Source organism: Pseudoalteromonas sp. HL-AS1, from assembly GCF_031198785.1.
Taxonomy (GTDB): Bacteria; Pseudomonadota; Gammaproteobacteria; order Enterobacterales; family Alteromonadaceae; genus Pseudoalteromonas; species Pseudoalteromonas distincta.
In genome coordinates this window covers 2533243-2546467 of record NZ_CP133569.1, presented here as the reverse complement: position 1 = coordinate 2546467, position 13225 = coordinate 2533243, and the positions used below count along the sequence as shown (strand labels likewise).

General features: G+C 38.9%; 11 protein-coding genes and 1 pseudogene. 6 read left to right on the top strand and 6 right to left on the bottom strand.

The annotated features are described in order from the left end of the window. The first annotated feature begins 291 nt into the window (after window positions 1–291). Together fadR and RB214_RS11795 are read left to right on the top strand one after the other, a co-directional pair. On the top strand, window positions 292–1005 hold the full coding sequence (gene fadR, locus RB214_RS11800) for a fatty acid metabolism transcriptional regulator FadR (RefSeq protein WP_309167084.1): 714 nt from the start codon (window positions 292–294) through the stop codon (window positions 1003–1005). 362 nt (window positions 1006–1367) lie between these two features. Further along, entirely contained in the window at window positions 1368–1973 is a 606-nt protein-coding gene (locus RB214_RS11795) for a peroxiredoxin (protein WP_007378637.1), read from the top strand. 95 nt (window positions 1974–2068) lie between these two features. On the opposite strand, the gene RB214_RS11790 is transcribed toward RB214_RS11795, so the two are convergent. Further along, the gene (locus RB214_RS11790) at window positions 2069–4624 is read right to left on the bottom strand and encodes a TonB-dependent receptor (RefSeq protein WP_309169003.1); all 2556 of its coding nucleotides are present in this window, start codon (window positions 4622–4624) and stop codon (window positions 2069–2071) included. Window positions 4625–5085: 461 nt separating this feature from the next. Further along, a complete protein-coding gene (gene smpB, locus RB214_RS11785; RefSeq protein ID WP_004335699.1) occupies window positions 5086–5565 on the bottom strand; it encodes an SsrA-binding protein SmpB in 480 nt (159 codons plus the stop codon). A gap of 146 nt (window positions 5566–5711) precedes the next feature. Between smpB and RB214_RS11780 the strand changes: the two genes are divergently transcribed. Further along, the gene (locus tag RB214_RS11780; RefSeq protein WP_309167078.1) at window positions 5712–6152 is read left to right on the top strand and encodes a type II toxin-antitoxin system RatA family toxin; all 441 of its coding nucleotides are present in this window, start codon (window positions 5712–5714) and stop codon (window positions 6150–6152) included. Then, window positions 6149–6472 carry an RnfH family protein gene (locus tag RB214_RS11775; protein ID WP_309167077.1) on the top strand — a complete coding sequence of 108 codons (324 nt, stop codon included), beginning with the start codon at window positions 6149–6151 and terminating at the stop codon, window positions 6470–6472. The genes RB214_RS11780 and RB214_RS11775 overlap by 4 nt, the downstream gene beginning before the upstream one ends. Before the next feature lie 93 nt (window positions 6473–6565). On the opposite strand, the gene RB214_RS11770 is transcribed toward RB214_RS11775, so the two are convergent. Together RB214_RS11770 and RB214_RS11765 are read right to left on the bottom strand one after the other, a co-directional pair. Continuing rightward, window positions 6566–7534, bottom strand: a complete 969-nt coding sequence (locus tag RB214_RS11770) for an IS30 family transposase (RefSeq protein ID WP_309167075.1) — start codon at window positions 7532–7534, stop codon at window positions 6566–6568. Window positions 7535–7702: 168 nt separating this feature from the next. Beyond that, a complete protein-coding gene (locus RB214_RS11765; protein ID WP_309167074.1) occupies window positions 7703–8062 on the bottom strand; it encodes an outer membrane protein assembly factor BamE in 360 nt (119 codons plus the stop codon). Window positions 8063–8169: 107 nt separating this feature from the next. On the opposite strand from RB214_RS11765, the pseudogene RB214_RS11760 reads away from it, so the two are divergent. After that, window positions 8170–8500: pseudogene (locus RB214_RS11760) on the top strand (GIY-YIG nuclease family protein). 94 nt (window positions 8501–8594) lie between these two features. Here the strand turns inward: RB214_RS11760 and RB214_RS11755 are convergent. Both RB214_RS11755 and ilvC read right to left on the bottom strand, forming a co-directional pair. Further along, window positions 8595–10514, bottom strand: a complete 1920-nt coding sequence (locus RB214_RS11755) for a methyl-accepting chemotaxis protein (RefSeq protein WP_182715997.1) — start codon at window positions 10512–10514, stop codon at window positions 8595–8597. 192 nt (window positions 10515–10706) lie between these two features. Further along, entirely contained in the window at window positions 10707–12179 is a 1473-nt protein-coding gene (ilvC, locus tag RB214_RS11750) for a ketol-acid reductoisomerase (RefSeq protein ID WP_309167072.1), read from the bottom strand. A 138-nt stretch (window positions 12180–12317) separates the two neighbouring features. Here ilvC and ilvY point away from each other — a divergent pair, with 138 nt between their 5' ends. Then, window positions 12318–13223, top strand: a complete 906-nt coding sequence (gene ilvY, locus RB214_RS11745; RefSeq protein ID WP_024594947.1) for an HTH-type transcriptional activator IlvY — start codon at window positions 12318–12320, stop codon at window positions 13221–13223. Window positions 13224–13225: the final 2 nt, after the last annotated feature.

Here is a 13225-nt window from a genome sequence, read left to right as displayed (position 1 = left end):
GCATAGGTGTTCCTTTTTAATGTACTTATGTGTTTTAAGTTGATTCAGCTAGGTATGGTGTAAATAAAAAACACCAATAATTACAATGTACCTACAATGAATATTGCTCTGTATATTTATACATTGTAGCTATATTAGAAAAACCTAAATTTTATTATTTATTAATCTTTAATTTCTACTCATTTGCTTATTAATATACCTGACTTTACTTGTTAGTTATGCTTCCTCTGGTACAATCAGTCAGTTATTCGTGTAAAACGATGAGTGTTGATTAATTCGAGTGGGAACTGGATGAGAATTTTTAAAGCGAAAAGCCCAGCAGGATTTGCTGAAGAATATATAGTTGAATCTATTTGGAACGGCGATTTCCCTCCAGGTTCAATTCTACCTGCCGAGCGAGAACTTTCAGAGTTAATTGGTGTAACAAGAACGACCTTGAGAGAAGTATTACAGCGTTTAGCACGTGATGGTTGGTTAACAATTCAGCATGGTAAACCAACAAAAGTAAATAACTTTTGGGAAACGTCTGGCTTAAACATTCTTGAAACATTAGCGCGCTTAGATGAAGACAAGATGCCAGAGCTGACAGATCAGCTTTTATCTGCACGTACTAATATTAGTGCTATTTATACACGTGCTGCAATTAAGTTAAATCCTGAACGCGTGATTGAAATTTTATCACAAAGCCATGAGCTAGAAGACACCGCTCAAGCATTTGCTGACTATGATTATAAAGTGCATCACGAATTAGCCGTTGCGGGTAATAACCGTATTTATGTATTAATACTTAACGGCTTTAGAGGCTTTTATTCAAAGATTGGTTGTCATTACTTCTCTGATGCTGGAACTCGTGAACTTGCTCGTCAGTTTTATAAAGATTTAACCATTTTGGCAGAAAGGAAAGAGCATGATGGTGCTATTTCTATGATGCGTAAATATGGTCATCAAACGGGTGAGATTTGGCAAAAAATCCGTGGTGATATGCCCTCAGATATAATGGACTAAGTCTAAGCGAGAAACCTGCATTTGCAGGTTTTTTTATATCTGTAAAATTTAGCGCCACCGTATATGAAATTCTAAAAAGTTTAATGCATAAACCACTTCGATATTTTTAAAATTTCTACTTAGTTACAACGCAACTTACACTTTAAATTAGACCTATTATTTAAGCATATTAGCGCAAGTTGCAAGTGTTCGTTATTTTCGATTGCTCACATCGTTAAATGCGATTGTTCTTTTGTAGTGAATAACTTTAGAATGCCAATTAATTATATGTATGCGCTATTGGTTTTTAATTTTTAGCGCCCATATAAGTACCAGCATTGCGAAAGCAATTGAAAATAAACTCAAAATATTTGGAGAATAAAATGGGTGTATTAGTAGGCCGCCAGGCACCAGACTTTACCGCTGCAGCTGTTCTTGGTAACGGTGAAATTGTAGATAGCTATAACCTTCATGAAACAATTAAAGGTAAAAAAGCAGTTATCTTCTTTTACCCACTAGATTTCACGTTTGTATGTCCTTCTGAACTTATTGCATTTGATAAGCGTTTTGAAGAGTTTCAAAAGCGTGGCGTAGAAGTAATTGGTGTTTCTATCGATTCACAATTCTCACATAACGCATGGCGTAACACTGCTGTAGCAGACGGCGGTATTGGTAAAGTTCAATACGCACTAGTTGCAGACGTTAAACACGAAATTTGTAAAGCATACGACGTTGAGCATCCAGAAGCGGGTGTTGCGTTCCGTGGTTCTTTCTTAATTGATGAAGAAGGTAACGTACGTCACCAAGTAGTGAACGATTTACCACTAGGTCGTAACATAGACGAAATGCTTCGCATGGTTGACGCGCTAGCGTTCCATACTGAGCACGGTGAAGTATGTCCTGCTGGTTGGACTGAAGGTAAAAAAGGTATGGACGCAAGCCCTGAAGGCGTTGCTAAGTTCTTATCTGAAAACGAAGGCGAGCTATAAAGCTATAATTTAGCCCTTAGTTTTAAATAAAAAAACCGCCAATTGGCGGTTTTTTTATTTGTAGCGTTAGCTCACTTTAAAATAAGCTCGCAAAGTTAAAACGAGAAGCTAACTTTAGTGTAGAAGTATCGGCCTCTAGGGTTGTGTACACCTGAAGCATAACCGTATAGATCAGCGTCGCCATCACCAATTGCAAATGGTGGCTCTTCATCAAATAAGTTATTTACACCTAACGATACTTTAGTTGAGTCAGTAACACGATAAGATGTTTGTAAATCTACCAATGTTTGCGAATCAACCATACGTGATGTATTGCTATCAAAGTCTAAATTACCGTCAAAATCAATATCTGGGGTATCTTCAAACTCACCTACATAACTGATGTTTACGTTTGTATTAAACTCGCCAATTTCCCAGTTTGTAGAGAAAATCCAGCGGTGCTCTGGATAGCCATACTCACCGGTGTAATCGCGGCCATCTTTTTCAAATTTATCTTGGTATGCCCATTCTAAATTAAATTTCAATAAACCTAAGTCATCAAGTGAGTGATTGTAGTTAGCTGAAACATCAACCCCAGATACTTCTTGCGAGGAAACGTTTTCAAATGTGCTGTAAATTTTTTGAATTGTTCCTAAGCTATCGCCACCTGTAGGTGTTAAGCGTACACATACAGTACTATCTTGGTTATTACACTCAGAGTTATAAATTGGACCAAACTCTTGCTCATCAATTTTGTTATCTTGAGTGATGCTCCACACATCGACACTTAAACCAAACTCTGCAGAAGGCGCCCAAATAAAGCCGATATTCCATGATTCTGATTCTTCAGCTTCAAGGTCAGGGTTACCAGCAAATTCAATGTTGTAATCAAGTGCATCACAATCAAGGCCCGTTGCTTCACATCGGTATGTATCTACAAAGAATTGGCTTTCTTGAGATGGACCTAAACCAACTTGTGCCAAAGAAGGCGCTCTAAAGCCTTGTGCCCAAGAGCCACGCACTGTGATTTCATCAGTAGGCGCCCAGCGAAGAGCTACTTTAGGGTTTGTTGTTGTACCGAAGTCACTGTAGTCATCGTAACGGCCAGCAAGTTGTAGCTCTAAATTTTCAGCAAGAGGAATAGAAAACTCAACATAGGCTGCGTATTGTTCACGATCTGCAGATGCCGATACAGATTCTGTACCAAATATTAAGCCACGTTGAAATTGATCATCAGGAATGTCATTCACATCTTCTTCACGGTATTCAATACCTGCAGCCATCATTACTACATCGTCGCCAAAACTAAATGCTTCACCTGTAATGTTTGCATCAAAGGAAGTCATGTGAGACTCACCACGACGCACTAAGCTTGTTGTAATACGGTCAATTACAGCTGGGTCGTTGTACGTGCCACCAAATGGATTGTAGTTTCCTGCATCAATTTCTTGTTGTAAGAAATCAGTACGAACCCAACCTTGTGTTCTATCACCTGTTTGAAGAGATTTACTACGGCCTTTTTGTACAGCGGTTTCCCAGCTCCAGTCATTAAACTCACCTCTAAGCCCTGCAACAAAGCGAAGAGTATCTGATTCAATATCCCATTGGCGTGCGCCAGCATCAACTGTACGGTAGCGACCAATTTGAATGTCTTCACCAAATGGATTGTTAGGGTGGTTAGCTGGGACAGTTAAGCCTGCATCTTCATCAATTGGAGTAGGGGCTCCGGCCGCAACAGACGTATTGTGCTGTACTGCCATTTCTAAAAAGCCCGTAATGCCATTATCAAAGTTATATTCAAATTGAGAAATAGCACCCACGCGCTCAGACTCTGGTGCAATATAACCGTAAGGGCCGTAATCAAATAAACAACTGCCGCTTGAAGTTGCATTTTCAGCAGGACACGCCGGATCAATTGTTTTAACACCGTCTACATAAAAATATCCAGGGAAGCCACGAGATGAGCGAAAATCTTCACCACCATAAGGTGATTGATTTGCTGTACCTAAGCTGCCCATTTCATCAGAGGAAAGAGATGTATTTTTAAAGTAATCGATAATCACTGACGCACTGCTTTTCTCGCTAGTAGTACCCCACACTAAACTTGCTGTGGTTTCTTCATAATTTGGACCATCAGTACCGCCGTAGCCCAGATTAACTTCAACACCGTCAATGTCTTTTTTCAAGATAACGTTTACAACACCCGCTACTGCGTCTGAGCCGTAGATAGCTGAAGCACCATCTTTTAGTATATCGATTCGCTCAATGGCAGAAACTGGGATACTGTTAATATCTACAAATGAGTTTGTGATACCTTCGGCAAATGCACTAATAGAGACACGACGGCCATTGATTAGTACGAGCGTAGCATCAGCACCTAAGCCACGTAAACTAACAGCAGCAGACCCATTTGCAGTTGAGTCTTGGTTGTTACCACGTGTTGAGAAAGTACCGCTACCCGCGACAGGCATTCTTTCGAGGAGTTGTTGTAGGTTGTCATAACCCATGTTCTCAATATCAGCTCTTGCGATTGATTGAACCGGAGAAGGTCCTTCGATATCTGAACGTTTGATTCGTGAGCTAGTTACTTCAATGCGCTCTACTTTGTTAGCTTCTTCAGTAGCGTAAGTTGTTGTAAAACCTTCTGAAAGTGCGATTGTAGCACCTGCAATTAAGCTGGGTGTAAATGCAGTTGATTACTTCATCCTTAAGTCCTTGTTGATATGTTATAAATTTAGTTGCTCTATACCAATCCTTTTTAAACTGTTAAATAAATCCCATATTTAAGCGGATTGATATAACAAGCGACGACATTAATATCATGTAACTTAAGTGTTAGCAATTAGACTGAAATGTGATTTTAGTATGGTTTTTTGTGTGTTTTTGGATGATTTTAAAACAGATGTTATGCGCTGAATAAGGTTGAAATAGGCGCATATGCTTTATTTTGGAAATAACAAATACAGCCTAAATGCGAGTAATAATTAAATTAATTAATTCACAATAAAATTGTAATAAATTATTTACATGTATATTCTGAATGAATAGTAATCGTGTTGTATATTAATAAAACAAATAATAGTTGGTTTTTTTTAATAAAAAAAACGCCTAACTTGTTAGTTAGGCGTTGTGCTTATACTTTGTGTTTCATTAAACGTTCTTTTTCGCGAGACCAATCTTTATTTTTCCCGTCGTCACGTTTATCGTGCAACTTTTTACCTTTTGCTAGATGAAATTCAAGTTTCACCCAACATTTTTTCCAGTACATAGCTGTAGCTATTAATGAATAGCCATCTCGCTCTGTTGCACCGAGTAGACGGTCAAGTTCGCGTCTGCTTAATAGTAACTTACGATAACGCAACGGATCGCAAATTACATGGGTTGATGCACTATTAAGTGGCTGGATTTGCGCGCCAAGCAAAAATGCTTCGCCATTTTTAAGATGAATATAAGTTTCGGTGATGTTTACCTTACCTGCTCGGATACTTTTTACTTCCCAGCCTTGTAGTTCAACACCTGCTTCAAACTTATCGTGTAAAAAATACTCATGTCGCGCTTTTTTGTTTAGCGCGATGGTATTACTTGTCGATTTTGATGAATTTTTCTTAGCCATAGTGCCCTATAATATACGTAATGTGAGATGTTTTACATCGATTTTTTAATAATGCTTTTAAAAATTAAGCTTTAATTTAAGCAGCATGAAAATTTGGGGAAACGCGCAAAGCTTGCTAAAATTCGCCCACACAGTTGGGAGTGAGTATGCCACAAATAGAAAAAAGTGCGCTGGTTATGTACAGCACTAAAGAGATGTTTGATCTAGTTAATGATGTAGAAACTTATTCGCAGTTTTTACCAAATTGCTCAGACTCAAAAATTGTTTCACAGCATGATAATAACATGACCGCGAGTTTAGAAATATCCAAGGCGGGTATAAAAAAGTGGTTTACCACCGAAAACACCTTTGTTGATGAGCAAACCGTGTTGCTAAGCCTTGTTGATGGACCATTTAAGACGTTAAAAGGGCGCTGGCACTTTCAAGAGCTTGACGCCAAAGCATGTAAAGTTCACTTGCAACTAGAATTTGAATTTTCAAGTAAGTTAATAGAGCTTGCCTTTGGTAAGATTTTTAACGATGTTGCAAAAAATATGGTGAGTGCATTTACTCAACGTGCAAAACAGGTTTATGGAGCGAGAGCATGATTAATGTTGAGGTGGTATTTGCGTTACCAACCACGGCAACGTGTTTATCAATTGAAGTGCCACAAGGGACTACAGTAGAACAGGCTGTTATTCAGTCAGGTATTATACAAAAGTGCCCTGAGATAGATGCTACATCGCTAACGTTAGGTGTGTGGAATCGAACTGTAAAAGCTAACTATGAGTTAAAAGACGGTGACCGTATAGAAATATATCGTCCATTAATTGCAGACCCTAAAGATGCGCGTAGAAAGCGTGCAGAAAAAGCTAAAGAAGAGGGGCGTGCAAATAAAGTAACGGGTGGCCGCCCACTCGAAAAGTAACGAAGATCGGTATAAACGTGGAAAATTTAACGGATTAAATCACACGCTAACGTTGTTTAAAATGCGCGGATTCAAACCTGAAGTGCATAACGTTTAGGCGGCTTTAGCCGCCAAGTGATCCTGCATCAATTTTGCAGGCGTTTCAAATCCAAGTGTCTTCCTCGGACGATTATTAAGTTGCTCAAGTACTGGTATAACTTGCGCTGGTGTTACCGCCTTAAAATCTGTGCTCTTCGGCCAATACTGACGTAGTAATCCATTCGTGTTTTCATTCAATCCGCGCTCCCATGAGTGATAAGGGTGAGCAAAATAAACAGGAACACTTAAAGCCTCTGTGATTTGCTCGTGATAAGCGAACTCTTTTCCATTGTCAGCCGTGATGGTATGAAGCGCTGACCTATATGGCCTTAATAGTTCTATCGTCGCCGCAGTGACGGCTTGTGCTGTTTTTCCTGCCACCTGAGTTGATACAGTGAATTGGGTAACCCGCTCTACAATGGTAACAAGGGCGCCTCGATGACCTTTGCCTATGACGGTATCTATTTCCCAATCTCCGATTCGGCCTTTCTCATCAACTATTTGTGGGCGCTCTTCAATGCTAACGCGATTTTTTATTTGCCCTCGGTTTGTTTTACCATGACTGCGCTTGTGATATTTCTTACCGTGTCGGCGCAGATGTAGGTATAACTCACCACCTGCTTTTTTATCTTCCCAGATATACAGATAAATGCATTCATGGCTGACAGACAGTTCACTTTCTTTGCGTAACCATCCCGTTATTTGTTCAGGACTCCACTTCTCATTAAGCTTCTGGGTAATTAAAGCTATCATTTCAGGTGTCATCTTAAGCGGTTTTCTTACACTTCTTCGGCGAAACAAAGCCCGCTCATGAGCTTGTTTGTGTCTGTAACCTCGCTTACCTGTATTTCTAGAAAGCTCTCTTGAAATCGTAGATTGCGATAAATTAGTTAGCTCAGCAATACTTTGTTGCGTAAAACCACTTTTCTTTAGAACGGCGATCTGGCATCTTTGCGCATAGGTCAGTTGTTTGTAATGTCTCATTGTAAAATCTCTTGCCGGAGAAAAAGTAGTTAGCTTATGAGCAACTGACCCCTTAATCTAGCCAAAACAAGTTATGCACTTACAATTTGAATCTAGGATGGTAAAAGCTTTTAAATAAACCAATAAAAAAGGTGAGCCATGCTCACCTTTTTTTACCACTTGAGAAATTTATTGCTCGAGCGGTGTAGTAAAGTTTTCAGGTTGGTCATAATCACCTGAGATTGAAACTAACTTTTCATTTTCAAAGTTAATTACTAACTCTTTATTTTGCTCGTTTTTACGGCCCTTATTAAAGCTGTAAATATAACGCCAAGTATTGTTATCAAAGGCGTCCTCAGCAATAGGTCTGCCTAATACGTAAACAACTTGCTCTCGAGTCATATTTACACGAAGTTTTTCAACATCCGATTGCTCTAAAAAGTTGCCTTGGGGGATGTTAATTCGGTATACCCAGCTAGAGCAACCTGCTGCTGAGCTAAGTGTTAAAGCAAAGATAAGCCAAAGAGAAAAAGTTTTTAACGACTGCATTGTTAGTTGTGATCCTTATTTTTTATAATCTGCATGATACCGATTAGTCACTGAAGGTAAAACCCTTTTAAGCAATTGTTTTATGTTAAGGGCGTTAAGGTAATGTTTTGACAATTAATAATGAAAAAAGTTTACAGCACATCGAAACGAATATTTTAAAAACGGAGTCTACTTGGTTTTTATATATAGTTGAGACACGATTTGGTCATTGGTACACAGGGATCACGACTAATGTTGAAAAACGCTTTGCAACTCATCAAGCCGGTAAAGGGGCCAAAAACCTTAGAGGGAAAGGGCCGCTTTTACTTATCCATCAACAACAAGTTGGTAATAAAAGTGAAGCAAGTAAACTTGAGTATCAATTAAAAAAGCTTCCTAGGGCCAAAAAAAGAAGCATACGTTTTAGCATTTAATACCGGCGACACTAAAATCATTTAGTTAATTTATTTAGATTAAACCGTATTCGCTGTGGGCAAAAGCTAGCTTTTAATATAGCTTTTGCTCACAAAGGAAATATAGCAGTTATAGCTGCTTAGCGATGTTTTTCAAAGGTAGCGACAAGTGCATCGAGTGTTTGAGCGCTGTTTGCCAAGTCACGAATAGCTTGCTCTGTATTGATTTGCTCGCTCATTGCTTTATCGCTAATTTCACTTATTTGCTCTATGTTACGACCTACATCAGCAACCACATTACTTTGCTGCTCAGTTGCAGTTGCAATAAGCGTAGCCATATCGTTTATTTGATTAGCTGTTTCGGCTATCGCATCGAGTAATTCTACTGAGCTTTGCATTGCACCAACGCTTTGCTGCGCTTTATCTTTTGATTGGCTAATATCATTAACTACATCATCAGATATTCTTGTAAGCTCTTCAATCATAGATTGAATTTCGGTGGTTGATTGCGATGTACGGTTTGCCAGAGCGCGTACTTCATCAGCAACAACAGCAAAGCCTCGGCCGTGCTCACCTGCGCGAGCAGATTCAATTGCCGCGTTTAAAGCAAGTAGATTAGTCTGATCCGATATCCCTCTAATTGAATCCACAATACTTGCTATATCAACCGTTTTTTTAGAAAGCAAAGTAACTTGCTCTGTTATGCCATCAATATCGCTAGCTAGGGCTGAGATAGTTGCCTGGCTTTGTAATACTTGTTTGTGGCTTTGAATGGTGTTCTCACGGCTGTTATCGGTTAACTTAGCTGTATTCGCTGCGCTTTGTGCTATTTCTTGCACTGTAGCGCCCATTTCGTTGATAGCTGCTGCGACAGATATTGTTTGCTCTTTTTGATTATCAATTGCTTGCGAGTTTCGTTTTGCCTGTTCAAATACATGATCAGAACTTTGGCGAATATCGTGGCTTTCACTGGCAACTTGAGTAATCGCTGTTTCTATTTTATTTATAAACTGGTTAAAGCCATTACTTAAATTGTTGAGCTCTGGTTGGCTTGATTCTGGTAAGCGGTACGCTAAGTTTGCATCGCCAGAGCCTAAGCGTGAAAATAACTCAGCCATTTTAGAAAGTGGAGATGAAAGAGAGCGAGCAAGTAAGTAACTAATCAAGCTAGCAACTAACGCGGTGATTACTGTAAAAGTAAATATTTGCCATTGTAGGGTGTTTACACTTGCGAATACTTCACTTTTTGGTACTTGAGCTACAACATATAAGTCAGTGTTTTTAATTGGGGTTGCAGCTATAAGAGTTGGTTCGCCATTTAAGTTAATTTCTTCTAGTGCAAAGCCATTACTATTAAATAGTTGGCTGTGAATATTTGCAGTATATAAATCGTCAATATTTGCTTTTGCTACTTTATTGGCATCTTTATGAAGTTGAATTAATCCATTTTTATCTGCAATAAATACAAAACCTGTTTGCTCAATTTTAAATTGCTGTAATAGCTTTTGCATATCAGTGATGCTTTTTGCAAGACCTGCTAAACCAGTACCATTAGCTTGCTGATGATTTACAAACATTTTCACATCATTGGCTGACTCTTGATAAATACTGATAGAATAAGGTTGTTTTGATTGCTTAAAAGCAAAGAACCAGCCATCAGCTGCATCATTTTTTAACACACGCAAAAACCCATTCTGGTTCCAGTACTGTGCAGTGTCTCTATTTGCCCAAGATGCTGTTGCTAAATCGTATTGCTGGGCAACACGATTTAATTCTTTTAATAATAAAGTGTCGTCTTGATTACTAGACTGAGCCCATTGTAAAACAAATTCGTTTGATGATAGTTGCTGAGCAGCACCAAGTAACTCGTTAATTTCACCGCCTATATGATTACTGATTGTTTGCAGTTTACTAGGCAGCTCTGACTCGATCATACGTTGCTCAATTATGTCTTTAGAGCTGTATAAAGAGGTCAAGCCAATCAGTGCCGCTACGCATATAGCAATAACACTGCCTAAAGCTGTGATTTTTTGAGTAATAGAAAGGTTTTGTATCGTCATGATATTAATTAATTTTACAACTGAGTAGAGGACTATACTAGCACATTATTTATTTAGAGCTAGATATTGCCTACTGTGAAATAAATAGAAGGTAGCGTGTTATGGTTAAAATTTTATGAATATGCATAAAAAAGCCCATAAGCAAAGCATATGGGCTTGGTTTCTAACAAGCGAAACATTTATCGTTTAGGGTTAAACAATCTTTTTCATTGCTGACATGTAGCCACGTAATTTAGCACCTACTTTTTCAACTGGGTGTTCACGAAGGGCGGCGTTAATTTGAATTAATGTTTGGTTATCAACTTGGTTACTGTGCTCGCCAAGGCCTTTACCAATAACATCTGTATCAATTTTTTTCATAAAATCTGCAAGTAATGGTAAACATGCATGGTTATATAGGTAACATCCATACTCTGCAGTGTCAGAAATTGTACGGTTCATTTCAAAAAGCTTTTTGCGTGCAATAGTATTAGCAATTAATGGCGTTTCATGTAAAGACTCGTAGTAAGCTGACTCTTCAATAATACCGGCTGCTGTCATGGTTTCAAAAGCAAGTTCAACACCTGCTTTTACCATTGCTACCATTAAAATACCGTTATCAAAAAATTCCTGTTCTGAGATTTCTACATCGCCAGCAGGGGTCTTTTCAAAGTTAGTCTCTGCTGTTTCAGCGCGCCATTTAAGTAAGTTTACGTCATCGTTATTCCAGTCTTCCATCATAGTGCGTGAGAAGGTGCCGTCGATGATGTCATCTTGATGCTTATTATAAAGCGGGCGCATAATTAGTTTTAGCTCTTCGCTTAGTTCGAACGCTTTTACTTTTGCAGGGTTTGAAAGGCGGTCAAGCATGTTTGTAACGCCTCCGTACTTAAGTGCTTCGGTAATTACTTCCCAGCCGTATTGAATTAGTTTTGATGCATAACCCGCATCAACGCCTTTTTCTATCATTTTATCAAAACATAAAATAGAGCCAGTTTGTAACATGCCACATAAAATGGTTTGCTCGCCCATTAGGTCTGACTTAACTTCAGCAATAAATGATGATTTAAGTACACCTGCACGGTGTCCGCCAGTCCCTGCTGCATACGCTTTAGCTTGTGCTAAACCATGACCTTGAGGGTCATTTTCTGGGTGAACAGCAATTAGAGTTGGTACACCAAAACCGCGTTTGTATTCTTCACGTACTTCAGAACCAGGACACTTAGGCGCAACCATGATTACAGTAATGTCTTCACGTACTTGCATGCCTTCTTCAACAATATTAAAGCCATGAGAGTAGGCAAGTGTAGAGCCTTTTTTCATAAGCGGCATAATTGCACTTACTACAGCAGTATGTTGCTTATCTGGTGTTAAATTAAGTACTACATCAGCTGTGGGGATTAGTTCTTCGTAAGTGCCAACAGTAAAGCCGTTTTCAGATGCGTTCAAAAATGATTGGCGACGCTCAGAAATAGCTGATGCGCGTAATGTGTAAGAAACATCTAAACCAGAGTCACGTAAGTTTAAGCCTTGGTTTAAACCTTGTGCGCCACAGCCTACAATAACTAGTTTTTTACCTTTAAGTGCATCAACGCCTTCGGCAAATTCGCCTGCGTCCATAAATTCACATTGCGCTAATTGCGCTAATTGCTCGCGTAAAGGTAAGGTATTGAAATAATTCGCCATTGTTAGTGTCCTATAAAGTCATGTTTGTTAGATGCGCAATGTTTACTGCGCTTACAAACACCATATGTAAAATCGTTGCTTGCGTAAAATGATATATTTGAATTAAAGTATTTCATAATATGAAATGCAGGGGGTTGGATGGAACATAAGCACTTAAACTACTTTTTAGCGTTGGCTAAAACACTTCACTTTGGGCGCGCAAGTGAGCTTTGCCACATAAGCGCACCCACTTTGAGCCGAAATATAAAACATTTGGAAGAAGAAGTTGGAGTAGCATTGTTTATCCGCGATAACCGAAGCGTTAAATTAACGCGTGAGGGGGAGTCCTTTATTGATTACGCAACGGCAACGCTTGCTAATTGGCAACGTTTTAAAACGAATGTAAAAGACCCACAACAGCATATTTACGGCAAAGTAAGTATTTATTGTTCTGTAACTGCATCTTATAGTTTTTTACATCAAATATTAGAACAACTTCGTGCGCAGCATCAGTACATAGAGATAACATTAAATACAGGCGACCCAGCACTTGCTATAAATCGTGTACTTGATGGCCACGAATTAATGGCAATTGCAGCTAAGCCTAATAAATTACCGTCGCAAATTGCCTTTGTTGATATTGGGCACTCACCACTTTTATTAATTGGCCCAAAAATTCAATGTCCGATCACACAAAAGCTTACACAAAATAGTGATGACATTAATTGGTCTGATTTAGAGTTTATTGTCCCAGAACAAGGTTTTTCTCGCCAAAGGTTAGAGCACTGGTGGCGCAAAAATAATATTCACGGAAAAATCTACGCCCAAGTTGCAGGACATGAAGCAATGGTATCTATGGTGAGCTTAGGGCTAGGCGTCGCAATGGTCCCTAAAATAGTGCTAGATAATAGCCCGCTGCAGGATAAGGTACAAATACTAACACCAAAAATGCAAGCACCTGAAGGGTTTGATATCGGTTTGGCGGTATTAAGAAAAGAGTTAAATGACCCTGCAATCAGTGCGTTGTGGAATATTGCGCAAACTTTAGAAGCAAAAGCAATTTAATA

What these genes read in the sequence shown, in the direction of transcription:
- RB214_RS11795 (WP_007378637.1), top strand. Translation starts at nt 1,368, where the DNA reads ATGGGTGTATTAGTAGGCCGCCAGGCACCAGACTTTACCGCTGCAGCT.
- RB214_RS11770 (WP_309167075.1), bottom strand. Translation starts at nt 7,534, where the DNA reads ATGAGACATTACAAACAACTGACCTATGCGCAAAGATGCCAGATCGCC.
- smpB (WP_004335699.1), bottom strand. Translation starts at nt 5,565, where the DNA reads ATGGCTAAGAAAAATTCATCAAAATCGACAAGTAATACCATCGCGCTA.
- RB214_RS11775 (WP_309167077.1), top strand. Translation starts at nt 6,149, where the DNA reads ATGATTAATGTTGAGGTGGTATTTGCGTTACCAACCACGGCAACGTGT.
- fadR (WP_309167084.1), top strand. Translation starts at nt 292, where the DNA reads ATGAGAATTTTTAAAGCGAAAAGCCCAGCAGGATTTGCTGAAGAATAT.
- RB214_RS11765 (WP_309167074.1), bottom strand. Translation starts at nt 8,062, where the DNA reads ATGCAGTCGTTAAAAACTTTTTCTCTTTGGCTTATCTTTGCTTTAACA.
- ilvY (WP_024594947.1), top strand. Translation starts at nt 12,318, where the DNA reads ATGGAACATAAGCACTTAAACTACTTTTTAGCGTTGGCTAAAACACTT.
- RB214_RS11780 (WP_309167078.1), top strand. Translation starts at nt 5,712, where the DNA reads ATGCCACAAATAGAAAAAAGTGCGCTGGTTATGTACAGCACTAAAGAG.
- ilvC (WP_309167072.1), bottom strand. Translation starts at nt 12,179, where the DNA reads ATGGCGAATTATTTCAATACCTTACCTTTACGCGAGCAATTAGCGCAA.
- RB214_RS11755 (WP_182715997.1), bottom strand. Translation starts at nt 10,514, where the DNA reads ATGACGATACAAAACCTTTCTATTACTCAAAAAATCACAGCTTTAGGC.